Here is a 22,601-nt window from a genome sequence, read left to right on the forward strand (position 1 = left end):
CTGAGTTTTGCGTTTTGAGATGAGAATATCCAGAACCGCCAGGGCAACGTCTTGAGAGCAGACTCAACGGGCAAGGCCGCTGAGTCTGCAACAGGGGATTAGCCAAGCACTTTAGCGCGTAGCGCCTGTTTTTCCTGCTCGCTGAGGAACGCCATCTTCAGGCCGTTTTCCTGCGCGGTGCGGATTTCCTGTGGGGTTAATCCGGCTTGTGGAGCTGCCACGCGGTATTCATGCTCAATCTCGATGCCTTGCACGGCTGGATCGTCGGTATTGATTGAGGCCAGCACGCCGTGGCGTAGGAAGGTGGCCAGCGGGTGCTGTGCCAGCGAAGATACGGTGCTGGTTTGTATATTCGAGGTCAGGCACGATTCCACCCCGATGGCATGCTGCGCCAGGTAATCCATCAGTGCCGGATCTTCCACTGCTTTAACCCCATGGCCGATGCGCTCTGCACCCAACTCACGGATCGCCTGCCAGATGCTTTCTGGGCCAGCGGCTTCACCGGCATGAACGGTAATGCGCAGGCCTGCGTCACGAGCACGGTTGAAATGGTTGAGGAACAGGCTGCCAGGGAAGCCCAGCTCATCACCGGCCAGATCCAACGCGGTAATGCCGTCGCGGTGGGCCAGCAAAGCGTCTAGCTCTTGCAGGCAGGCGGCTTCGCCGAAGGTGCGGCTCATGATACCAATCAGGCGCACGTCAATATCGCGGTCGCGGCAACCAGAGCGAATGCCGTCAATCACCGCTTCCACCACGCCAGCCACCGGTAGCTGGTGCTTCATCGCCATGTAGTAAGGGGAGAAACGCAGCTCGGCGTAGTGCAACCCCGCGTTTGCCGCATCTTCCACGTTTTCATAGGCCACGCGACGGCAGGCGTCCAGATCGCCCAGTACCGCCACCCCCCAGTCCAGCTTTTGCAAAAAGCTCATCAGATCGGGTTCGGTATGGGTGATTTGCACATGGGGAAGCAGGGCAGCCAGCTCGTTGGCTGGCAGGGCTAGATTGAACTGGCGCCCCAGCTCAAGAATGGTTTGCGCGCGGATGTTACCGTCCAGATGACGGTGAATATCGGTAAGGGGCAAGCGGGAGTCAATCATGGCGGCACTCATTATTTTTGTATAGGTAAAGTGCAGATCAGTATAAAAACAAACGAATGAAAATAGCCATATCGTTGCATGAAAAAGTGACTCAAGTCACATTAAACTGCGATGCCGATCGCAGTTTAGGGTAAAGCTAAGTCACCTTGGGCTATGTGTGTTTAGCCTCAGGCTTTGATTACGGTCACGCCAGCCTGCTGCAGCGGCTCGATTAAGGCATCAGCGGTATCACCTTCCACCACGATCGTCTGCGCCAAGGTGAGTTCACCAATGGCATACTGTGAGGCGGCATTTAACTTGGCGGCAGAGGCTAGCACCACGGTTTCAGCCGCTCGGGCGGCTAACGCCCGCTTGATATAGGCTTCTTCAAGATCGCCGGTGCTCAGCCCTGCAACGGGATGTACCCCAGTGACCCCCATAAAATAGATATCGGCACGAATATGTGACATGGCCTCTACCGCCGCGGCGCCTACGCAGACGATAGAGTGTTTATAGAGCCGTCCGCCGATCATGATCACCTCAATATTGGGGTGTTCGACCAAACCCACTGCGACGCTTGGGCTGTGGGTCACAATGGTGGCCTGCAAATTACGCGGTAGCTGCTTTACCAGTTCAGCAGAGGTGGTACCGCCGTCCAGTATCACCACTTGCCCAGGCATAATCATGGCGGCTGCTGCTTTGGCGATGGCGGTTTTGGCGGCAGATTCCAGCGTATTCCTTTCGGCAAAGGTGGCAATGGCGGATGAAACCGGCAGGGCGCCCCCATGCACCCGCTGTAGCAACCCCTCGCTGTCTAATTCGCGCAGATCTCGCCGTAAGGTATCTTCGGAAAGCCCAAAAAACTCACTCAGCTGTTTGGCGACAACCTGCCCATCCTGGGCCAGTTTTTCAAGAATGATCTTTTTACGTTGGCTGGTCAGCATGTGGGATCCCCATCTCTTTTTATGCATGAATTATCTTGATAATACACGAAGCTGCACGATAATATCAACGCTCTTTCCGGCCATAACGAGGTTGAGCAGATGGTTTCCACCCAAGACAGAGTGCGTATTATTGAAAGCAAAGTGTTGTCCGACGATTGGTACGTGCTGAAAAAAACCACCTTTGACTTTTTGCGGCGTAATGGGCAATGGCAGCGGCAGAGCCGTGAAACTTACGACCGCGGTGATGGAGCCACCATTTTGTTGTTCAATCGCCAGCATCAGACAGTGGTGCTGACGCGCCAGTTCCGCTTTCCGGTGTTCGTTAATGGTCACGATGGCATGCTGATAGAGGCTGCCGCAGGCCTGCTGGATAATGCTTCCCCCGAAGATCGCATTCGGGCCGAGGCAGAAGAGGAAACCGGCTATTTCGTGCAAAACGTGCAGAAGGTGTTTGCCGCCTATATGAGTCCGGGTTCGGTAACCGAAAAACTGCACTTCTTTATCGGAGAATACGATGCACGGAGCAAAGTGGCTGCCGGAGGGGGTATCGAAGAAGAGGGTGAGGATCTGGAGGTATTGGAGATGTCGCTTTCAGAGGCGTTAAATTCGATTAATCAGGGTGTGATTGTCGACGCTAAAACCATCATGCTGCTGCAATACGCGGCGTTGAACGGTACCTTGGAGAAGTGAAGTCAGACCATAAACCAGGGGCACTCCGCCCCTGGCGATATAACCTATTTTGCGTCCAGGACAAATTGTAACGCGGCGATCAGCTTATCCATCCCAGCTTCAACCTTGCTGCGTGGGCAGCCGACGTTCAAGCGCAGGAAACCACGGCCCTCTTCGCCATAGGTAAAGCCGGGCATGATGGCGACTTTCTCACGTTCGATCAGCATCTGCTGCAATTCGCGGTCGTCAATGCCCAACGGGCGTATATCGATCCACGCCAGATAGGTGGCCTGTGGTGGCTGCCAGTTTAGCTGTGGCAATGCCTGGTTGAGCCTTTCTGCCACGTAGGTCAGGTTATCTTGCAGATAGTCGCGCAGGGCGTCTAGCCAAGGCTCGCCGTGGCGATAGGCGGCAATATGGGCTGCCACCGCCAGCACCGCAGGTGAGGATAATCCATCGCGGCTTTTTAGTGCCTGAACATAGCTATCCCGCGCGTTATCATCGCTGATAATGCCATAGGCACCGGTGAGTGCCGGAATGTTGAAGGTTTTAGAGCCGGAAGTCAGCAATGCCCACGGGGTTGTAGCCACCTGGCTCCATGGTGTATGACGATGTTCCCCCCAAACCATATCCATATGGATCTCATCGCTGATCACCTTCACGTCATGGCGTTCGCACAGCTCTGCCATCTGCTCCAGCTCTTGCTGTGTCCACACCTTGCCGGTGGGGTTTTGCGGGCTGCACAACAGCAGGATCTTGGTTTGCGGCCGGGCCAGCAGGGCTTCCAAATGCGCCATGTCGCATTGCCAATCATTATCCACTTTGTGCAGCGGGCAAGGTAACACCTGGCGCTGATTACCCAGGATCACCTTATAGAACGCATCATAGGCTGGCGTATGGGTGACCACATATTCCCCCGGAGCCGACCAGATACGCACCAGTTGCGCCACCATGTAAATTACCGAAGGGCCATAGACCGCCTTGGTCGTATCGATGGGGGCATTGAAGCGTTGTTGATACCAATGCCGCACCGCGCCAAGAAAGTCTTCATGCTGCCAGCGGCTGTAGCCCAACACGCCGTGTTGCAGGCGCTTTTGCAGGGCTTCAAGAATGCAGGGGGCGGTGGCGAAATCCATATCGGAGATGGTGAAAGGCAGCAGATCTGCGGTGCCAAACCGGTCGGCGATGTAGTCCCACTGGGTGCACCAGGTACCGTGACGATCTACCGGGGTAGAAAAATCAAACATGTGAAACTCCGAACAAGGGCGCAGCAGGCTGCGCCCGGAGGGAAGGTTATGCGTTGGCCATCAGTGATTCTAACTCATCTTTCACCGATTGCACCTGTGGGCCAATAACCACTTGCAGGTTATGGTCATTAAGGTGCACCACGCCGATAGCCCGGTTGGCTTTCAGCACCGCATCATCCACCTTGCTCATGTCGTTGACCGACATACGCAGGCGGGTAATGCAGTTATCCAGCGAAACGATATTCTCTTTACCGCCCAACGCCGCCAGGATAGCAGGCACGTTATAGCCGGATTTACCCACGGCACCGACAGGGGCGCTCTGTGTAGCGGTGGTTTCCGTCTCACGGCCCGGCGTTTTAATGTTCCAGCGCTGGATGGCGAAGCGGAAGATCGCATAGTAGGCAACGAACCAGATGGCGGCCACCAACGGCACCAGATACCACTTGGTGGCGGTGCCGTGCAGGATGCCAAACACCACGAAGTCGATAATGTTGCCGTCGGTGTTACCGATAGTGACGCCCAGCAAGGCCATCACGGTGAAGCCCAGACCGGTCAGGATCGCGTGGATCAGGTACAGGAACGGAGCCACAAACAGGAACAGGAATTCGATCGGCTCGGTGGTACCGCCGACGACACATGCCACTACACCGGAAATCAGCAGCCCTTTGATCTTGTGGCGGTTCTCCGGCTTGGCACAGTGGTACATGGCTAACGCCGCACCCGGCAGGCCGCCTAGGAAGGCAGGCATTTTACCCTGGGACAGGAAGCGGGTAGCGCTTTCGGCAAAGCCGTGAGTGGTTGGGCAAGAGAGCTGCGCCTGGAAGATGGTCAATGCACCGCTGACTTCACGGCCACAAACGTCCAGCGTACCGCCCGCTTCGGTAAAGCGGATCAGAGCGACCAGAATGTGGTGCAGCCCGAATGGCAGCAGCAGACGTTCGCCGGAGCCGAAAATCATCGGTCCAAACATGCCTGCACCGTTAATCATACGACCCAACCCGTTAATACCGGCAGCGAACCAAGGCCAGATCAGCGGGATAATCAGACCGCACAGGCCCAGTACCACGGTGGTGACGATTGGGACAAAACGAGTACCGCCGAAGAAGGCCAGCGCATCCGGCAGGCGGATGGTGTTGAAACGCTCGTGCAGCAGATAAACGATGATCCCGACGATCACCGCGCCGAGGATACCGGTATCGATAGACTGAATGCCCAGGATGTTCTGGATGTTATTGGCTTTCAGCACCAGCGGATCGACGGTAGGCAGCACGCCTGACGTGGTCAGGTAGAAGTTGGTCGCCAGGTTCAGCACGGCAAAGCCGACAAACCCAGAGAAGGCGGCTACGCCTTTGTTCTCACGCGCCATGCCCAAAGGAATGGCAATGGCGAACATCACCGGTAGGAAGCTGAAAGCAAAGGAGCCGATCTTGCTCATCCAGGTGAACAGCAGCTGGAAAGCCGGATGACCAATGAAAGGCAGCAACGTGATCACGTCACGGCTGCTTAGTGAGCTACCGATCCCCAGCATGATGCCGCAGAATGAAAGCAGTGCGACGGGCAGCATAAATGTCTTGCCCAGACTTTGGAAAAACTCCCAAAGCGTAATTTTTTGTTTTTTAGACGCTGGCATAACCGACGACTCCTGGCGAAAAAGCATGCAATGTTGTGTGTACCCGATTAGGTAAAAATAAGATAAAACGTTTTACCTAGTAAAAATGCGTCCCTAATCACAATTATGAACGGTGCTTTGCGGTGACAATGCTTATGTGGGTAAATCGTTTTACTGCATTGAGAGATTCGGTATACCATTTGCTATCAGGGTGAAACTCGCCCTGATAGGGCATTGCAGAGGTTATTACCATCAAAAAGATCACTATCACTGACGTCGCACAGTTGGCAGGCGTATCCGTGACCACCGTTTCTCTGGTGCTGAGCGGCAAAGGGCGTATTTCACCCACCACCATGACCCGTGTGAATCAGGCGATCGAGCAGCTTGGCTATGTGCGTAACCGTCAGGCCGCTACGTTGCGCGGCGGCGAATCGGGGGTGGTAGGGCTGATCCTGCGTGATATCTGCGAACCGTTTTATGCCGAGATGACCGCCGGGGTGAGTGAGGTACTGGAAGCCAATGGCAAAGTATTGTTTCTGACCCAAAGCGGGCGCGAAGGCAAAGGGCTGATGCGCTGTTTTGATATGCTTCTGGAGCATGGCGTTGACGGCATGGTGTTGGCGGGTGGGGTACGTACCGCGAAAGGGCTGAAAGAGAAAGCCGAGGCTCAGGGGGTACCGCTGGTGTGTGCCGCGCGCTCCAATGGGCTGGAAGGTGTAGACGTGGTGCGGCCCGATAATATGCAGGCCGCGAAAATGGCCACCGAATTTCTGATCAAACGGGGGCATAGCCAGATCGCCTACCTTGGTGGACAAAGCGATTCGCTCACACGCGCCGAACGTCTGGGGGGATTCTGTGCCACCCTGGTGCAATACGGCCTGCCATTCCGCTCAGAATGGATCGTCGAATGCGATTGTCATCAACGGGCGGCGGCTGAAGCTGCCGAAAATCTGTTGCGTCAGTATCCCAATATCAGTGCGTTGGTGTGCCATAAGGCCTCGGTGGCGTTGGGTGCCTATTTTGGTATTGTGCGCAGTGGCCGTAGTATTGGCTCGGAAGGGATGGACAGCTTTTATGGTCAACAGGTGGCGCTGATCGGTTTTGGCGATGTGCCGGAGGCCGAACTGACCGAACCCCCGCTGACCTTTATCTCCAGCTCGGCTCGTGAGGTTGGGCGCAGTGCTGCTCTGCGGCTGTTGCAACGTATTGGCGATGATTCATTGGCGCCGCAGAATGTGATCCTGTCCCCAGAGCTGATCAAGCGCGGATCGGCCTGATCCGTAGCTAAATCTCTAATCTTGCCGTTGTCCCAATAATATAAATTCTCAGATGTCTCTAAACAGCCTTGCTCTGAAGCCGATTAAATTAAAGCGAAATTTTTGATATAACCGACACGATATGAGATTTAATTTGGGAGCTGCTGTGAACAGATATGGGATATTTGGTTTCTGCATGGTGAGCTTCCTGATTGCTTTTTTGCTGATTCGGTTATCTGAATTTGAACTATCCGATGATGATCACCAACGAACTATCAGATTTGAGCATCATCAGGACGTTCTGGAAGGTACATTAATCCTTCCTCCTGGGAAGATATCGCCACCGCTTATCCTGCTGGTACATGGCGATGGCGCTCAAGATCGTTGGTCTGAAGGCGGCTATATTCCGTTGGTGAAATTCCTGGTTGCCCAGGGGATCGCGGTTTATTCATGGGATAAACCCGGCGTTGGGGCAAGTAGTGGTAACTGGCTGGCACAAACCCTGCCAGATCGCGCAGATGAAGCGGCATCGGCTCTGAGAAGACTGAAACAGGAACCGGAGTTTAAGCACAGCGATATAGGTTTTCTTGGCTTTTCTCAGGCGGGCTGGGTCGTGCCAAAGGCCAGTCAACAGGTAAAAACCGACTTTGCTATTCTGGTGGGCGCGGCGATAAATTGGCGAGCTCAGGGGATTTATTATACGGGGCAACGTCTGCAATCTGAGGGCCTGTCAGCTGAAAATATCGTGAAGGCGCAAGCACGAGAAGCTGCCGCTTTTGACAGGCAGTTTACGCAGGAGGAAGCCGCATCTCCCTGTATTTCTCGTTGTACCCGGCAGGACTTTGAGCGTCGAAACTCACAGGCCGATGCAAGGAAAGAGATTTCAGCGATGCAAACGCCGGTAATGATCCTGATGGGGGCGGATGATCGCAATGTCGATCCTCACGAAACGATCACTGTCTGGAGCGAAGAACTCCCGGCCAAAACACCTCGCTGCATCAGGCTGGTTGCTGAGGCTACCCATGGGCTTTTGCGGAGCGAATGGTTTGACTACCAGCTATCCTCGCAGTGGCCTTGGTGGAAGCAAGGTGGATTTCTGTTGTCCGGGCAGCATGCTTACTCGCCGGGTTCACTAAGGGCTATTTCAGACTGGATACTTAGTCAGCAATGTCATGAGTGAACCGCATTCTGAAGCCACGCTGAAAACAAAAAATGAAAGACTTTGGCCCGGCTTTCGCAACCTCCGAGGCGTTCAATACCCAGAAGCTCAAGCGCGGATCGGCTTGATCTGCCGCTCGCGTTTTTCCCGCATAAAATCGATAAAGGCGCGCAGCTTGAGCGGCATATGGCGGCCCGCTGGAAAGTAGATAAAGAACCCCGGCGCGACGTTGCTAAAATCCTGCAGAACCTCTCGCAGTTGTCCGCTCTGCAACTCTTGGTGTACGGCAGCCCGAAAGCGTTGGCTGAGCCCTAATCCCGCTATCGCCGCGTCTTTAAGCAACTGGTTTTCATTGAAGATCAGCCGCCCGTTGACCTCCAGCGTCAACTGCTCAGTCCCGTTGCTGAAATACCAGGGTTCCAGTTTGCCACTGCCGGGAAAGCGGTAGCGCATGCAGTCATGCAGCTGTAACTCCTGCGGCGTTTCGGGCTGACCGTGTTGTGCCAGATAGCCCGGAGAAGCCACGATCACATGTTGTTGGCCTTGGTCGATAGGGACGGCCACCATGTCTTTTTGCAACATGCGCTGCATGCGGATGCCCGCATCAAAATTATCCAGCACCAGATCGGCAAAACGATCGTCGGTAAACAGCTCCAGCTTAAGTTCAGGATAGCGCGCATGGAACTCCGGCAGATAGGGCATGACCAGCATCGACGCGGCCAACTGCGGCAAGGTAATACGTAATAAGCCGCTTGGCTCACCACGTTGACTGCTGGCATTTTCTGCCGCGATCTCAATCTGGCCCATAGCGGGGGCGATTTTTTCATAAAATGCCAACCCTTCATCGCTTAACCTGACTGAACGGCTGGTGCGGTTGAACAGGCGTACTCCCAGATGGGCCTCTAGCGCGCGGATATTTTGTGAAACCGCAGGCGGTGTGACGCCCAGATGATTGGCCGCCTGGGTAAAACTGCCCAATTTGGCAACGGCGTCGAAAAACGGCAGTAATTGCAGCAGTGAGCTCATCTATCGATAATTCCAACTTAATGATTCATTAAATTTTAGCCTATTTAATTTAATGATCAAAACCGTAGACTGGCCTGATTACCTTAAGAGGATCACAGTTATGGTTCAGGCATTGACACAACGGATAGAGGCAGTCAATCAGCAGGCGATCGCCGAAGGGCGGATCGTGGGTAGCGTGGTGTTGGTGGCTCAACAGGGGGCAGTGATTTACGCCGGTGCCAGCGGTTATGCCGATCGCGAGCAGCGGCAACCCATGCAGCGTAACAGCCAATTCCGGCTATCTTCGGTCTCTAAACCCTACACCACACTGGCGGCGCTACGTATGATAGAACAGCAACTGCTGAGTCTGGATGATGCCGTTAGCCGTTGGCTACCGTGGTTTACTCCGGCGTTGCCGGATGGACGTCGGCCAGCGATCGCTATTCGCCACCTGTTAACACACACCGCCGGGCTTGATTACCGTTTCAAGCAACCAGAGGGCGGGATCTACCAGCGGTTAGGGATCCACGACGGCATGGAGATGTCCTCGTTAACGCTGGAGCAAAATCTGCGTCGGTTGGCGCAGGCACCATTGCAGGCAGAGCCGGGGAGCGAATTCAGCTACTCATTGGCAATTGACGTATTGGGTGCGGTGCTGGAGCAGGTGGCTGGTATGCCTTTGCCACAGCTATTCGAGCGCTGGGTTGGTCAACCGTTAGGGCTCGGGAATACCGTTTTTTATACGTTTAATGCCGATAAGCTGGCTACGGCCTATTACAATGCTGAACCGCAACCGGCAGCGATGTATGACGGCTTTCTGTTGAGGCTTCCTGAGGAGTTTGGTTTTGACGTGGAGTTTGCGCCTTCGCGAGCGCTTGACCGCCACGCTTATCCTTCGGCTGGCGCGGGAATGGTTGGCGACGCTGACGATGTGCTGCGCCTGGTGGAGACGCTGCGTAATGGTAGCGACGGAGTTTTACAGCCAGAAACCGCCGCATTGATGCGTCAACCCCATGTAGGAGCGCAGGCAGAAATTCAGGGGCCGGGTTGGGGCTTTGGTTTTGGTGGCGCGGTGCTGGTGGATGCCGCATTGGCAGCAACGCCGCAGAATAATGGCACTATGCAGTGGGGTGGCGTATATGGGCACAGTTGGTTTTACGATCCGGTCGCGCAGTTGAGTGTGGTAGCGTTGACCAACACCGCGATCGAAGGAATGAGCGGTTTATATCCCGTGCAGATCCGCGATGCGGTTTACGGTTAGAAAAAAGGGGCCAGATATCATCTGACCCCAGAAGGTTTTTATTGCCCTTGCAGAGTGGGTTGCTCTGGTGCCGGAGCATCTGGCTCTGGAGCACTATCTTCTTCTGGTGCGGAACCGCCGCCCAGCATCCCGAACATACCCACGAACTCCTGCAGCGACATTTTGCTGCCGTTCAGCTCGATCTGGTTATCGGCATACTTGAAGCTGCTGCCAATCACGTTATCTTTCAGCGTGGTGATCTTGAACATCTCGCCCATCGCCGCCAGGCTTTTCACCTGCTGTTCGGCCTGCTGCTGTGCTTGTTGCGCACTGGCACCTTGCAGCTGTGCCGCCTGAGCCATGGTTTCCTGCGCCATAGCGACCGGAATAGTCAACTGGGCGTCGATTTTCTTGACCGAGCGTGCAAGCTGTTGGTCCGGTGATTCGGCCGCAGCGCCAGCTTGTGCGGGATCCAGCAGATCGAGGTTAAGAGTAAAGGTGCTTTCACCCTTGGCATTTTTCCAGCTCAGCGGTGCGATGCTGATGGTTGGGTTGCCTTTCAGCAACAGCGGCAGGTTTTGCACCAGCATCTCAGCCGTTTGCTGTTGGTAGGCTTCTGGCGACAGTGTTTCGGCCTGTTGCAGCAAGGCCATAGCCTGCTGGTTGTAACGATCGGCAAACTCTTTCAGCCCTTTAGCGTCCAGGTTGTCGATTTTCAGCAGCAGTTTACCCGCGCCAAAATCGGTGCCCTGAATTTTTAACGCTGTCATGGTGTAATCCAACTGGCCTGCGAGGCTGTTGCCTTTCTCGCCGAACTGGCTGGCCAGGTTGAAGCCTTCCATCGTCATGGCGTCTTTACCGTCGACAGCCACGGTCAGTTGCTTCATGCCCAGCGCTTGCTCACCCAAGCTCAGACCGTACTGGCCCAGATGGGTGTTGCTTTTGAGCGTCAGCCCTTGCATCGTCATCTGTTCGTTCTGGCCGGACTGGTTCGGGCCACTGATCACCAGGCTGTCACTGCTGGCGTCCAGGATAGCTTTTTGCATGTCCTTGCCGACATCCGCGTCAATTTTTGCACCGCTGAATTTCAGTGAGGACTTATCTTTCTGGTATTCCACCGGGATCACATCGATGGAACTGGCAACATCGCCGCTGTAGGCAATGCGTGAATCGGCGCTGAACAGCGACTTACCTTTGGTGATTTCAAACAGGGTTTTGACTTTTGGCGTGTTTTCCAGCTCGGTATGTACCGAAGCCATGCTTGGGATCAGGTTGAATTTTTTCAACTGGGCCAGCGGGAATGGGCCGTGATCGACGGTTTCAATGAAGGCCACTTCTTCGCCGGACTTCAGCAGGGCATCGTCGGTGGTGATGCTACCATCGGCACGCAGCACAAAACGGGCTTGGCTGCTGAAAATCCCGCGTTGGTAGTTTTCATAGCTCATCTTGACCCCAGCCTTAGGCAGTATGGTTTTCAACTGGCTATTTGCTGTGTCTACCATTTCCCCCATCCGTTGCTCGATAAGCTTGCCGGTGTACCAAGAGGCTCCAGTCCATGCTGCGCCGAGCACCACAATGACGCTGACAGCGACTAACGATTTTTTCATAGTTCTGTTATTCCTTTGTTAAGCCGGTAGAGGGCAGGGCGACCAATTGGGCCTGCGAAAAAACGCCCGTAGGCGTTTTATTGTGTAGGTAAACTAATCATCTTAGCAACTTATTTACCTATATTTTACCGTCAATTAGGACAACTGATTATAAACGCGGGCGATACGGCCACTCCCGGTGACGTTAACCGGGGATTCAAAGGCGGCAATAAAGCAGGATTCACCTGGCTGCAAGATGACCTGTTGGCCCTGTTTCTCCAGTGTTGCTTCACCTTCTACGCAGAATACAATCGCCGCACTGTTTTGCGCCAGTGGCTGCGGTGTGGCATCCAGATCGTGTAACGAGAAGGCAAAGTCCTCAACGGGGATTGGGAAGAACAGTTCTTTGCCACGTTGCTCTGGCTGAGTCAACAGGCCAGACGCTGGTTGCGGACGGAACTGCAGGTTGGCCAAAAGTTCAGGAATATCGATGAATTTTGGCGTCAGACCTGCGCGCAACACGTTATCCGAGTTTGCCATCACCTCCAGCGCGACGCCGTTCAGATAGGCATGTGGGGTCTCGGCATACAGGAACATGGCTTCACCCGGTGCCAGTTTGACTACGTTCAACAGCAGCGGAGAGAACAGGCCGCTATCGTCGGCATAGAAACGCGCGATAAAGCGGATGGTATCCCAAGGCTCACCCTGCTGGTTGTTCAAGGCGGCTTTCAGCACGCCAAGCGCCAGCGTTTTTTGCTCACCGCTCATCCCCAGCAGGCTGGCAAACAGGGTCGCCAGGTGGGCAGTATCCGGCTGTTGCAGGAAAGCGGCGATATCGTGATGTGCGCCGGAAAGCGGTTGTAACAGCGCAACGATATCGTCCAGTTCGCGGAAGCCATTCATTGCCAGGAACGGCGTCAGGGCAAACACCAGCTCCGGCTTGTGATTCGGATCCTTATAGTTGCGCTCAGCGGCATCAAACGGAATACCGGCGGTATTTTCTTTGGCAAAGCCCACCTCTGCGGCACTCTTGCTTGGGTGGACCTGGATGGAGAGCGGCTGGTCGGCACACAGCACCTTAAACAGGAACGGCAGTTCACCAAAGCGTTGCGCCACTTCGGTACCCAGCTGTTTCGGCTGGTCGGTATCAATCACCTCACGCAGAGAGCGCAGGTTCCCCGCCTGATCGGCGACCTGTGAGCTGCTTTTAGGGTGGGCACCCATCCACAGTTCGGCCATTGGCTTGCCTGTCGGGTTGGCAATGCCATACAGCTTGGTTAACGCATCAACGCTGCCCCAGGCGTAGTTTTGGATGGCATTTGTCATTTTTTGCATGATCGTATCCCTGCTTTCTCAAGAAAATTGCGCTAAGTAAACAATGTGGCGCAGGCGCATGCAAGCCAAGATGGCTAAAAATGCTCTTTGCTCTGGACGTTAATGCGAATAGTTATTATCTGGCTATACTGAGGAGGCTCGCCAACGGGCTATCACTCGTTGGCATTTCCCCTTAATTTTTAGGAATTGTGCTAAGGAGACCGTGATGGCAGGCGTTCGGATTGAAAAAGACTCAATGGGCCCCATCGAAGTACCCGCCGACCAACTATGGGGCGCGCAGACTCAGCGTTCGTTGGAACATTTCCGTATCTCGTCAGAAAAAATGCCCCCGGCGCTGATCCATGCGTTGGCGATGACCAAGCGTGCGGCAGCCAGCGTCAATATGGATCTGGGGTTGCTGCCAGCAGAGCGGGGCAAGGCGATTATCCAGGCTGCCGATGAAGTGCTGGCGGACAAGCACCCCAATGAATTCCCTTTGTCGATCTGGCAAACCGGTTCCGGCACCCAGACCAATATGAACATGAACGAAGTGCTGGCCAACCGTGCCAGCGAGTTGCTGGGGGGCGAACGCGGTGAAGCGCGGCGGGTTCACCCCAACGACGACGTCAACAAAAGCCAGAGTTCCAACGACGTTTTCCCTACCGCAATGCATGTGGCGGCGGTGATCGCGGTGCGCGAGCATCTAATCCCTGAGCTGAAAGCGCTGCACCACACGCTGCATGCCAAGGCGGAAGCTTTCCACGATATCGTTAAAATCGGTCGCACCCATCTACAAGATGCTACGCCACTGACGCTGGGCCAGGAAATCTCCGGCTGGGCGGCGATGTTGGAATATAACCTCAAACATATCGAAGCCAGCATCCCGCATCTCAGTGAGTTGGCCTTGGGCGGCACGGCTGTAGGGACTGGGCTGAATACTCATCCCGAATACGCGGTGCGTGTGGCGAAGGCGCTGGCAGAACTGACCGGGCAGCCTTTTGTCACCGCGCCGAACAAGTTCGAAGCCCTGGCAACCTGCGATGCGCTGGTGCATGGCCACGGTGCCTTGAAGGGATTGGCCGCCTCGTTGATGAAGATCGCCAACGATGTGCGCTGGCTGGCCTCTGGCCCACGCTGCGGCATCGGTGAAATTTCTATCCCAGAAAACGAACCGGGCAGCTCAATCATGCCGGGGAAGGTCAACCCAACGCAGTGTGAAGCCATGACCATGCTCTGTGCGCAGGTGATGGGCAACGACGTGGCGGTGAATATTGGCGGCGCGTCCGGTAACTTTGAGCTGAACGTATTCCGCCCGATGGTTATTCACAACTATCTGCAATCTATTCGTTTGCTGGCAGATGGGATGAGCGGCTTCAATGAGCACTGTGCGGTGGGGATTGAACCAAACCGCGAACGCATCGGCCAGTTGCTTAACGAGTCGTTGATGTTGGTTACCGCCTTGAATACCCATATCGGTTATGACAAGGCGGCGGAAATCGCCAAAAAGGCCCACAAGGAAGGATTGACGCTGAAAGCCTCGGCGCTGAAGTTGGGCTATCTGACCGAGCAGCAGTTTGACGAATGGGTGCGGCCAGAGGAAATGGTCGGCAGCATGAGGAAGTAACGCCAAAGGCCAGGCGCTGTGATAGCGCCTGGCAATGCGGCTCACCCCTTCAGCAATGAAACCAACGCCCACGGATCCGCACGCTGGGTATAATCCGGGTTAACTTCTGCATAAATGATGTCGCCGCCAGGCGCGATAACGAAGCGGGCAGGCATCGGCAATGTCCAACCACTTTCGTCGTTAAGCTTGGTCAGGTCGATACCCAAGCTGTTGATGTACAGCTCGACAAGTTCATCCGCCAACGCGAAACGTAAACCAAACTGTGCTGCCAGGCTATTGTCGCTATCCGTCAGTAAAGGAAACGTTAAGCCATGCGCTTGCTGCATTTGCTGGCCGTTAACCGGCAATTGTGGCGAGATGGCCACCAGGTTGGCACGGTCATGCAACTCAGGCAGAACGGCCTGCAGTGCCTGGAGGTCCATATTGCAGTATGGGCACCATCCTCCCCGATAAAAACTGACGACCAGCGGCCCTTGTGCCAGCAATTGCTGGGAAGAGACTGGGTTACCCTGGGTATCCGGCAAAGTAAACTCAGGGGCGCGATCACCGACCGACAAGGCGTTGTTGGCCATTTCTGTACTGATAAGCTCGTCGATACCCTGACGCAAGAGTTCATGATCCGAGGGCGCAAGCTTGAAGGGCAGTTGGCCTGCTTCAAAAGCGGCCTTGAATGCGTCGAGCTGATCCTGAAGTTTCATGTTGTTCCTTAAGATAACGAATGGACAGCAACCAGTTTGCCTATTGTCGTTGTATGGGGGTAGAGTGCAGTGATCACTAATGGTTATTCCAACGGGGAATGGCAGAATGGACAAGCTAGGCGACTACGCCACCTATATCAGCGTGTTTGAGGCGGGATCGTTTTCCGTTGCGGCCCGGCGTCTTAACGTTGGTCAACCGGCGGTATCCAAGGCGATTGTCCGGTTGGAACAACAGCTGAATACGCGCTTGCTTCTCCGCTCCACTCACGGTTTACGGCCAACGGAAGCTGGGCAACAGCTCTATCTGCGGGCCAAACACATCTTGCATGAAGTCGCAGAAACCGAATCGGCCGTGTCAGGCGTGGCCGAGGTGTTGACCGGTCGGCTGCGGGTCGCTTCGTCTGCGGTGTTTTCCCGCCTGATTGAACTGCCGGACTTGAGCCGGTTTCTACACGACAACCCTGAGTTGGCAATGGATCTGCTGCTTGATGAGGGAGAGTTGGGGTTGATCGCTGAGGGGATCGATATCGCTTTGCGTATTGGTGATTTAGCTGACTCTGCTTTTACCGCCCGCAAATTGGGCTCAGCAACCCAACGAGTCATTGGGGCCCCGGCGTATTTTGCCAGAGCAGGGATGCCCCAAATGCCCCGGGAGTTGCTACAGCATGATATGGTGATCCATCACCGCGCTGGTGGCGCTGAGGAGTGGCTGTTCACCCATGAGCGACAGCAGCAACAGGTCCGATTGCAGGGCCGGGTGCGCGTGAGTGCTACCGAATGCTTACGTGAAATGGTGGTGGCTGGTTTTGGTGCGACGGTAGCCTGTGAAGGGCTGTTTCGTAGTGAATTACGTGAGGGCAAGGTGGTTGCCGTCTTGCCGCAATGGCAGTTACCACCGTTGGCGCTGTGGGCGGTGTTTCCCAGTGGGCACTTCATCTCGGCCAAGGCCCGTGCCTTTGCCGACTTTATTCAACAACTGCTGCAACGGGAGTAACCCATGTCCCGCACTCAACGCCTGCTCGATCTGATGCAGATCCTGCGCCGCCATCGTTACCCGGTCGCCGGGCATTCCCTGGCCGAAGAACTGGGGATCAGCATGCGCACGTTATACCGTGATATCGCCACCTTGCAGCAGCAGGGGGCGGATATTGTTGGTGAAGTGGGGATCGGTTATGTATTACGGCCGGGATTTATGCTGCCGCCGTTGATGTTCTCGCAAACTGAGATCGAGGCGCTGGTTCTGGGTATGCGCTGGGTGGAACGCCGGGGTGACAGCCAACTTGCCGGGGCGGCAACCAATGCGTTGGCAAAAATTGCCGCCGTGTTGCCTGCGGAACTGCGCGAAGAGCTGGATGCCAATACGCTGCTGATCGGCCCGGTGCCTACTGCCTATGTGGCGGATGAGACCCTGGTGACGATCCGTGAAGCCATCCGTTTAGAGCGTAAAATCAAGGTGGAGTATCGGGATTATGCCGGTAATGGCAGCGAGCGTATCCTGTGGCCGTTTGCCATGGGCTACTTTGAACAGGTGCAGATCCTGATGGCCTGGTGCGAATTGCGTGGCTCGATACGCCATTTCCGCCTTGACCGTATTGGCCGCTTAACGCTGTTGGAGCTACGTTACCCGCGTGGCCGCCGGGCATTGATGAAGCTGTGGCGGGAAAGTGAGGGCATTGCCCAATGACCCTACTGCCATAAACTGACAGTAGGGTGCACTAGAGTGACGCTATCAGGAGCCAGCCGGTTCCCATCCAGAGGATAACGTAATGACTACCCCAAGCATGACCATGATTTATGTCGATAGCCCAGAAAAAAGCGCCGAATTTTATCGCCAGCTGTTGGGAGTTGAACCTGTCGAGCAGTCTTCCACCTTTGCCTTATTTATCTTGAATAACGGCTTCAAGCTGGGCATGTGGTCAAAACATACCGTAGAGCCTGCACCGGCGGCGACCGGTGGCGGCACAGAGATCTGTTTTATGTGCGAACAACCGCAACAGGTCGATGCGCTCTATCAACAGTGGCGGGATAAAGGATTGACTATCGTGCAATCTCCGGTCGAACTGGACTTCGGCTACACCTTTGTTGCCACCGATCCCGATGGTCATCGGCTGCGTGTTTACAAGCTTAACGACGAGTAATTGCTTTCACTGCTCGATTTGACGTGCAGGGGTACACATGCTGTGCCCGTTCAACCAAATACCCTGATAAACCGATTTACGTCCGTTAATTATCCCTCAATATCGGTATACAGATGCAGGCGTTTCACCAGCAGGCGCAGGGGTTTAGCCTCCGGCTTATATTTGTGTTTTACCGCCGCCACGTCGTAATTGAGCAGTTCACCGATCTTTGGCACCTGTGCACCCATCTCTGGTTGGCACAAGGCAATCAGCGGTAGCGGGCAGGGGTGTTGCACCTGCTTTTGCTGCGGTTGATACCATACGCGCGCTATGGGTTGCACTTTCACTGGCCGTTTTATTTTTAGCGTCGCGTTCTGCGGCAGGCGGCTGACGTCATCTATTTCACGGCTGACCAGTTCCGCCCACTGTTCGCGGTTGAAGGGCGGAACGGCGCGCCCGGCTTTCAGGCTTTTCTCCAACTGCACCAGGATATCATCGCGCTTCACCTTCTTGATGATGTGCTTGTTGGCCCAGCCAAAACGCACCGAGTCCGGGTTGGTGAGCAGGGTGATGGAGCGATAGGCGCTGAGGGTGATCAAACCGTGCAGGTGGGTATGCACAAACTCAAAACGTTGCTCAGGTGCCAGGCCAGATTCTACGGTAATGATCTGTTCCAGCTCCGCCTTCAGCCGGTTGATCAGAGCGATCTGCTGTTGTAGCGCCAGATACTCGGCTCGTTCGGTCTCAAGACAAATGACACCGGGCAATCTTACCGCCGCCTTGCTGCTGATATGCTGGCGGTTGTGGTGGATAAACAGCCGTTGGTAGTGTTCCAGGGCAAGGTCACGGGCAGCCTGGCCCACATGCTGCTGCACGCTGATCTGTTCGATGGCGCTATGCTCCTTACCTTTCTCAATTTCTGGCAGGCTGAATACCCTTGCTGCCAGCAATCGCAACGGCTGGATTTGCTGGTGGAGTTGCGCCAGCGCCTGTTCCAGCTCGCTAAAACGCGCATTCATTCTGCCGATCAGGCTGTACTTATCCATCATCACCTCGCATTTTAGTTACAACATACATTGTAGGGAAGTATAACCAGGGTGGCAACTTCAGCCTAAGAGTAGGGGCCGCTTAGGAGCGGAAAATATCCCCCACTTAATCCGGCTGGCATGAGGAGGCGAGGAGCACGAAACTAATCCAGCATGAACCGTGCTCCATCGATGCGCCCTGATCACGGTATTGCTTTACTGTCAAAAATGCGCCTCCACACCCAGCTTAGCGTGTTGAAGAACTTAGCAGATGTGGATACTTGGGTAATTTCGGGGGTGACGGACCAAACGCCGTGTTCATCTTTGCCAGCAATGTCATAACGGAAAAGATAGTCGGGTTCTAATCCCATGCGTAGATCGGCAAGGATCAGACGAAGCTCACCATCGTTTCGTTGTTGCGTATGGGCAGCGAGAAATCCATGTGTGAACCACCGCAGACGTTCCAACTGCGGCTCGGATATCAACTGCTCCAGTATAACGTTGTCGCTTGGGTAAAAAGTAAATGGCATTGTCTCTCGATCTGCAACAAGGGACCGGTCACCGATCCAGTAACCTTTTGGCTCCATCACGATCACTCGCCATGCCAGGGTGTTGAACGGCAGGGGGGTTGAAAAACGAGGTGCGTTCTGTAAGTTCAGGACTGCCAGGCTTTTCGATGCCGTTCTGTCGATCAGTGCTTTGGCGCCGACACTCCACGCTAGGTAAACCGAGCTTACCAGCAAGCCAGCTACCAGCCAGTTGCGTGCCGCCCTGTCTCGGCCTGGCTCATTCGTTTGCTGCGAGGATTGGGAGGTTAGCCGCCAGGCAGCAATAACCCCTGTCAACAAGGGTACGGTGTACAACGGATCAATGATGAAGATTGTCGCCCACATCACTGGCGGGGTATTCATGGGCCAGAACAACTGGGTACCGTAGACGGTAAAAGCGTCCAGCAGAGGATGCGTTATCAAGGCAAGCCAGATCGCCAATAGCCACCGCAGCGGGGAGCTTTGCACTAGGCTGCTGCGGGATTTAAGCACTAACCAGAGCAATATTCCCAACACCGTTAACAGCAAAAGTGAATGCGATGGCCCCCGGTGCCAGGTCACTTCTGTAACAACATCGCGGCTGAAAAATTTAAACCAAACCACGTCCAGATCGGGCAAAGTCCCGAGTATACCGCCAGCCAGTATCGCCATGCGCCGATGGCGTGGAGGGACGACAAGTGCAGCAACGCTGCTGCCAAGAACAATTTGTGTTAATGAGTCCATGGTAGGCTCCAACGGTCTGTTTTATCGATCTGTTGGGCAAGCTGTGCCTTTATCCACCGGTCATGCAGCCATTGTTCCGATTTACGGCGAGCAAGTAGCGTTGCCCATTGCAAATCTCGTTCGAACAACATGGGTTTCTCATCGCTGCCGACTATGACCCAGAACCAACTCCCATCAGCAAGATTACGCGCCTTGAACTTTACACCGCTGATCTGAACGGTCTCACTACGGTCAGCGTGTGTAATACGCACCGGTTCACTGTGGGGAGCGACAGAAGCCACCTTCATGTTGACCAGCAAATCGGGCGCAGCCCTGCGCAGGAATTCTGTTGCAATCTGCTCAGAGCGCTCTCGGGATGGTAAAGGTTTTCCTGCCAGCTCTAGCGAGATGTTAGCAAAACCTTTGAGTGTTCCATCGGAGGCGATCACAGTACTAAAGTGTTCACCCTCCAGGGCGGCATTCCGACCGTCACGCCTCTCGTAGCGGCTAAGCACTACGACCTTACCATCCAGAGTAACTGAACGCTGACTGGCGAGATGATGAGTATCAGGGATGCTGGCTGAGTCATGATCAACTGCGGCAGTAGCTGCCTGCAAGCCGAAAGCAAAAAAACCAGCAGTAAGCCCAATACCGATGTGGAGCACCAGGACAAAGCGGTAGAGGTTCCACCAGACAGAGAGGACTGAAGTGAGCGAAGAACGTTTAGCGTTCATGATTTCCTCGGGGATGAGGTAAGTGATGCGCTTTTCATCACGCAGATACTGGCCAGTAAAAGCACCACCGTCAGCCCCGCAAGGAGCGGGACGAAATCGGGTACCCATGACACGATAAGCGGGCCAATACTGGCACCGATGAACAAGACAAAGCCATTCAGTGCCATGCCAGCTGCGCGGTCAGGTGCGGCCAGATCGCCAAATCGGCTAATCATTGCCGGGACAGCCAAAGCGACACCGGTAACGAAGAGCAGGCTCCCGATGCCAATACCTATTATCGTCTGCGACAGAATCGCCTCCAGGGTGAGGCCGACGGCCGCAACCAGGTAACCCACACTTGCGACGCCCGGCATCCCGAATCTGTTTGCAAGCGGCCCAACCAGCAAGGCCATGAACATACCTGGCAATCCAGACAGGCGAAGTGCAATGACCAGGTCAGGATCCAGGTTCAACCCAGCCAAATGCGGCCCCAACAGTGTATACATCGCAACAAAAGACAGGAGAAGTGTGATATGCGCGCATGAAAGCAGCACAATGGCAGGCCGCATGGCAATCTTGCCTAGCGCGATGAAACGATGGCCCAGGTGGCCATCAACGGCAGTGCGGACGGGTTCCTGGATCAGTAGCACAATGAATGGGAACACGGCCATCAGGCCAGTTCCCGTGGCTATAAATACCCAGATCCAACCCCACTGTAGTGCCACCCAAGCCGCGAACACTTGCCCTAGGATACCCGCCACGAGAAAAGACGTAGACATGGCCCCGATGGCAATTGCCCGATGGCGTGGCAATACCGCTTCGGAAAGATAGGCCAGTGCCGCAGGGGCGAAACTGGATGCAGCGAGCCCCTGCAACATCCTTAGCCCTGCCAGCCAAGGCAATGAAGGCGCAAAAACGCAGGCGAGTGTGGCAACCGACAGAACACTCAGCCCGACCAGCATGATTAGCCGACGACCATACTGATCGGATAACGGCCCCCAGAACAGGAATCCTCCAGCATAGGCAAGGCTGAAACAACTGGCTAGCGCGAACGTGACTGAGCCTGGTGTTGCCGAACTGAAAGATTGACCGACAGGTGTGAGTAGAGGGATTGCCAGATAAAGCTGGGTCAGCACCAACAACGCCACTACGACCAGTAACGTCACTTCACGTCCACTCGCACTATGAGCTGGGTTTTGGTGGGTGTGATTGCTGGCGGGGTTAGCCGCCAGATCTAGAGTGTTGTTGTAATCAGCCATAGAATCCTGTTTCCGATACCGGAACGGCTCCTCCAACCATAACGGAGTGCACCTGACGTGATGCGTGTAATTCCCAGAATTGTTCAGCGATGTCTGCCGGTGCGACGGTATCACTTTTTCCAATCCCGCCTGGCGTTCCCTCAACGAAACCATTGACGACCACCTCACCGACATGAATTTCACGTGGTGCGAGGGTATGCGCCAGGATATGGGTGGCTTTACGTTGCGCTGCAACACTGATGGCCAGCGCAGCATAATTGACGGCGAATGCATTGATTTGCGGGTGATCCAGTGCCATGACGCCGCTGGTCACCAGTACTGTGCCTTTCGATACTGCAAGGTCTTCCTGGCTCTCCTGTACCGCAGCGATATAGCCAGCAACCCGGAGATCGAAACTCTTGCTCAGCTCCGTAGGAGAGGTGGATAGCAGGTCGCCTTCGATATCGAGAAAGACGTTCCAGTGCAGGATACCTATAGGGCCAAGTATCTCACGGACACCCTTGACGACATGCTGTATCGCCTTAACGTCGCTCAAATCGGCCGAGAAAGCTTGAACCTTGATACCTTCGGCCGTCAGCTCTGCTTCCGCTTTAGCAAGACGTTCAACATTGCGTGCAATCAGGGCAACAGGATGACCTGCCTTGCCAAAGCGGCGGGCAACTGCGTGGGAGATACCCGGGCCATATCCACAGATAAGAATGGTGTTCTTCATAGTTCATACTCCAGTTAACAGGTAAAATTACAACTCCAACGTTTTAGTTGGAAATTACTATAGTATGATTACGCGACAACCACAACCGATAATTAAGA

General features: G+C 54.8%; 21 protein-coding genes. 8 read left to right on the forward strand and 13 right to left on the reverse strand.

Annotated elements, in window-relative coordinates:
* Positions 1-98 precede the first annotated feature (98 nt).
* A complete protein-coding gene (add, locus tag A6U95_RS22865) occupies positions 99-1,097 on the reverse strand; it encodes an adenosine deaminase (RefSeq protein ID WP_065686144.1) in 999 nt (332 codons plus the stop codon).
* A gap of 167 nt (positions 1,098-1,264) precedes the next feature.
* Positions 1,265-2,020, reverse strand: coding sequence for a DeoR/GlpR family DNA-binding transcription regulator (locus A6U95_RS22870; RefSeq protein ID WP_065686145.1), 756 nt, complete (start codon positions 2,018-2,020; stop codon positions 1,265-1,267).
* Positions 2,021-2,119: 99 nt separating this feature from the next.
* Between A6U95_RS22870 and A6U95_RS22875 the strand changes: the two genes are divergently transcribed.
* Complete coding sequence (locus A6U95_RS22875; RefSeq protein ID WP_065686146.1) at positions 2,120-2,710, forward strand: NUDIX domain-containing protein; 591 nt, start codon at positions 2,120-2,122, stop codon at positions 2,708-2,710.
* 44 nt (positions 2,711-2,754) lie between these two features.
* On the opposite strand, the gene A6U95_RS22880 is transcribed toward A6U95_RS22875, so the two are convergent.
* Together A6U95_RS22880 and malX are read right to left on the reverse strand one after the other, a co-directional pair.
* Positions 2,755-3,936, reverse strand: a complete 1,182-nt coding sequence (locus A6U95_RS22880) for a MalY/PatB family protein (protein ID WP_065686147.1) — start codon at positions 3,934-3,936, stop codon at positions 2,755-2,757.
* Between the two features lie 46 nt (positions 3,937-3,982).
* The gene (gene malX, locus A6U95_RS22885; protein WP_029711750.1) at positions 3,983-5,566 is read right to left on the reverse strand and encodes a maltose/glucose-specific PTS transporter subunit IIBC; all 1,584 of its coding nucleotides are present in this window, start codon (positions 5,564-5,566) and stop codon (positions 3,983-3,985) included.
* Between the two features lie 224 nt (positions 5,567-5,790).
* Here malX and A6U95_RS22890 point away from each other — a divergent pair, with 224 nt between their 5' ends.
* Both A6U95_RS22890 and A6U95_RS22895 read left to right on the forward strand, forming a co-directional pair.
* Positions 5,791-6,822, forward strand: coding sequence for a Mal regulon transcriptional regulator MalI (locus A6U95_RS22890; protein ID WP_046808213.1), 1,032 nt, complete (start codon positions 5,791-5,793; stop codon positions 6,820-6,822).
* 121 nt (positions 6,823-6,943) lie between these two features.
* Positions 6,944-7,981, forward strand: coding sequence for an alpha/beta fold hydrolase (locus A6U95_RS22895; protein WP_065686148.1), 1,038 nt, complete (start codon positions 6,944-6,946; stop codon positions 7,979-7,981).
* An 87-nt stretch (positions 7,982-8,068) separates the two neighbouring features.
* Here the strand turns inward: A6U95_RS22895 and A6U95_RS22900 are convergent, their stop codons facing one another.
* Positions 8,069-8,986 (reverse strand): LysR family transcriptional regulator, encoded by a 918-nt coding sequence (locus A6U95_RS22900; protein WP_065686149.1) that lies wholly within the window; start codon positions 8,984-8,986, stop codon positions 8,069-8,071.
* A 91-nt stretch (positions 8,987-9,077) separates the two neighbouring features.
* Between A6U95_RS22900 and A6U95_RS22905 the strand changes: the two genes are divergently transcribed.
* Positions 9,078-10,226: a serine hydrolase domain-containing protein gene (locus A6U95_RS22905; RefSeq protein WP_065686222.1), complete on the forward strand. Its 1,149-nt coding sequence runs from the start codon at positions 9,078-9,080 to the stop codon at positions 10,224-10,226.
* 38 nt (positions 10,227-10,264) lie between these two features.
* Here A6U95_RS22905 and A6U95_RS22910 read toward each other — a convergent pair whose 3' ends face one another.
* Together A6U95_RS22910 and manA are read right to left on the reverse strand one after the other, a co-directional pair.
* A complete protein-coding gene (locus A6U95_RS22910) occupies positions 10,265-11,812 on the reverse strand; it encodes a YdgA family protein (RefSeq protein ID WP_065686150.1) in 1,548 nt (515 codons plus the stop codon).
* A gap of 135 nt (positions 11,813-11,947) precedes the next feature.
* A complete protein-coding gene (manA, locus tag A6U95_RS22915; protein ID WP_065686151.1) occupies positions 11,948-13,126 on the reverse strand; it encodes a mannose-6-phosphate isomerase in 1,179 nt (392 codons plus the stop codon).
* Between the two features lie 205 nt (positions 13,127-13,331).
* On the opposite strand from manA, the gene fumC reads away from it, so the two are divergent.
* Positions 13,332-14,729: a class II fumarate hydratase gene (gene fumC, locus A6U95_RS22920; protein WP_065686152.1), complete on the forward strand. Its 1,398-nt coding sequence runs from the start codon at positions 13,332-13,334 to the stop codon at positions 14,727-14,729.
* 41 nt (positions 14,730-14,770) lie between these two features.
* Here the strand turns inward: fumC and A6U95_RS22925 are convergent, their stop codons facing one another.
* Complete coding sequence (locus tag A6U95_RS22925; RefSeq protein WP_065686153.1) at positions 14,771-15,427, reverse strand: peroxiredoxin-like family protein; 657 nt, start codon at positions 15,425-15,427, stop codon at positions 14,771-14,773.
* 106 nt (positions 15,428-15,533) lie between these two features.
* Here A6U95_RS22925 and A6U95_RS22930 point away from each other — a divergent pair, with 106 nt between their 5' ends.
* The 3 genes from A6U95_RS22930 (at position 15,534) to A6U95_RS22940 (ending at position 17,565) form a co-directional block, all read left to right on the forward strand.
* Positions 15,534-16,421, forward strand: a complete 888-nt coding sequence (locus A6U95_RS22930) for a LysR family transcriptional regulator (RefSeq protein WP_065686154.1) — start codon at positions 15,534-15,536, stop codon at positions 16,419-16,421.
* Between the two features lie 3 nt (positions 16,422-16,424).
* Complete coding sequence (locus A6U95_RS22935; RefSeq protein ID WP_024530509.1) at positions 16,425-17,111, forward strand: YafY family protein; 687 nt, start codon at positions 16,425-16,427, stop codon at positions 17,109-17,111.
* Between the two features lie 82 nt (positions 17,112-17,193).
* Entirely contained in the window at positions 17,194-17,565 is a 372-nt protein-coding gene (locus A6U95_RS22940) for a VOC family protein (protein WP_065686155.1), read from the forward strand.
* Positions 17,566-17,654: 89 nt separating this feature from the next.
* Here the strand turns inward: A6U95_RS22940 and tus are convergent, their stop codons facing one another.
* The 5 genes from tus to A6U95_RS22965 form a co-directional block, all read right to left on the reverse strand.
* On the reverse strand, positions 17,655-18,590 hold the full coding sequence (tus, locus tag A6U95_RS22945; RefSeq protein WP_065686223.1) for a DNA replication terminus site-binding protein: 936 nt from the start codon (positions 18,588-18,590) through the stop codon (positions 17,655-17,657).
* A 182-nt stretch (positions 18,591-18,772) separates the two neighbouring features.
* The gene (locus tag A6U95_RS22950) at positions 18,773-19,840 is read right to left on the reverse strand and encodes a metal-dependent hydrolase (RefSeq protein ID WP_065686156.1); all 1,068 of its coding nucleotides are present in this window, start codon (positions 19,838-19,840) and stop codon (positions 18,773-18,775) included.
* A complete protein-coding gene (locus A6U95_RS31295; protein WP_198927318.1) occupies positions 19,828-20,553 on the reverse strand; it encodes a hypothetical protein in 726 nt (241 codons plus the stop codon). Before A6U95_RS31295 ends, A6U95_RS22950 begins: the two co-directional genes overlap by 13 nt.
* Positions 20,550-21,791 carry an MFS transporter gene (locus A6U95_RS22960; RefSeq protein ID WP_198927319.1) on the reverse strand — a complete coding sequence of 414 codons (1,242 nt, stop codon included), beginning with the start codon at positions 21,789-21,791 and terminating at the stop codon, positions 20,550-20,552. Before A6U95_RS22960 ends, A6U95_RS31295 begins: the two co-directional genes overlap by 4 nt.
* Positions 21,784-22,503: an SDR family NAD(P)-dependent oxidoreductase gene (locus A6U95_RS22965; protein ID WP_065686157.1), complete on the reverse strand. Its 720-nt coding sequence runs from the start codon at positions 22,501-22,503 to the stop codon at positions 21,784-21,786. The genes A6U95_RS22960 and A6U95_RS22965 overlap by 8 nt, the downstream gene beginning before the upstream one ends.
* Positions 22,504-22,601: the final 98 nt, after the last annotated feature.

Origin of the sequence: Serratia sp. 14-2641 (genome assembly GCF_001692375.1) — a bacterium.
GTDB lineage: Bacteria > Pseudomonadota > Gammaproteobacteria > Enterobacterales > Enterobacteriaceae > Chania > Chania fonticola_C.

Bases quoted from the DNA above. Each gene is read 5' to 3' on its own strand.
- A6U95_RS22930 (WP_065686154.1), top strand. From the start codon at position 15,534: ATGGACAAGCTAGGCGACTACGCCACCTATATCAGCGTGTTTGAGGCG.
- A6U95_RS22960 (WP_198927319.1), bottom strand. From the start codon at position 21,791: ATGGCTGATTACAACAACACTCTAGATCTGGCGGCTAACCCCGCCAGC.
- A6U95_RS31295 (WP_198927318.1), bottom strand. From the start codon at position 20,553: ATGAACGCTAAACGTTCTTCGCTCACTTCAGTCCTCTCTGTCTGGTGG.
- A6U95_RS22935 (WP_024530509.1), top strand. From the start codon at position 16,425: ATGTCCCGCACTCAACGCCTGCTCGATCTGATGCAGATCCTGCGCCGC.
- A6U95_RS22875 (WP_065686146.1), top strand. From the start codon at position 2,120: ATGGTTTCCACCCAAGACAGAGTGCGTATTATTGAAAGCAAAGTGTTG.
- manA (WP_065686151.1), bottom strand. From the start codon at position 13,126: ATGCAAAAAATGACAAATGCCATCCAAAACTACGCCTGGGGCAGCGTT.
- A6U95_RS22870 (WP_065686145.1), bottom strand. From the start codon at position 2,020: ATGCTGACCAGCCAACGTAAAAAGATCATTCTTGAAAAACTGGCCCAG.
- A6U95_RS22925 (WP_065686153.1), bottom strand. From the start codon at position 15,427: ATGAAACTTCAGGATCAGCTCGACGCATTCAAGGCCGCTTTTGAAGCA.
- fumC (WP_065686152.1), top strand. From the start codon at position 13,332: ATGGCAGGCGTTCGGATTGAAAAAGACTCAATGGGCCCCATCGAAGTA.
- A6U95_RS22940 (WP_065686155.1), top strand. From the start codon at position 17,194: ATGACTACCCCAAGCATGACCATGATTTATGTCGATAGCCCAGAAAAA.
- A6U95_RS22965 (WP_065686157.1), bottom strand. From the start codon at position 22,503: ATGAAGAACACCATTCTTATCTGTGGATATGGCCCGGGTATCTCCCAC.
- tus (WP_065686223.1), bottom strand. From the start codon at position 18,590: ATGGATAAGTACAGCCTGATCGGCAGAATGAATGCGCGTTTTAGCGAG.
- A6U95_RS22895 (WP_065686148.1), top strand. From the start codon at position 6,944: ATGAGATTTAATTTGGGAGCTGCTGTGAACAGATATGGGATATTTGGT.
- A6U95_RS22950 (WP_065686156.1), bottom strand. From the start codon at position 19,840: ATGGACTCATTAACACAAATTGTTCTTGGCAGCAGCGTTGCTGCACTT.
- A6U95_RS22880 (WP_065686147.1), bottom strand. From the start codon at position 3,936: ATGTTTGATTTTTCTACCCCGGTAGATCGTCACGGTACCTGGTGCACC.
- A6U95_RS22900 (WP_065686149.1), bottom strand. From the start codon at position 8,986: ATGAGCTCACTGCTGCAATTACTGCCGTTTTTCGACGCCGTTGCCAAA.
- add (WP_065686144.1), bottom strand. From the start codon at position 1,097: ATGATTGACTCCCGCTTGCCCCTTACCGATATTCACCGTCATCTGGAC.
- malX (WP_029711750.1), bottom strand. From the start codon at position 5,566: ATGCCAGCGTCTAAAAAACAAAAAATTACGCTTTGGGAGTTTTTCCAA.
- A6U95_RS22910 (WP_065686150.1), bottom strand. From the start codon at position 11,812: ATGAAAAAATCGTTAGTCGCTGTCAGCGTCATTGTGGTGCTCGGCGCA.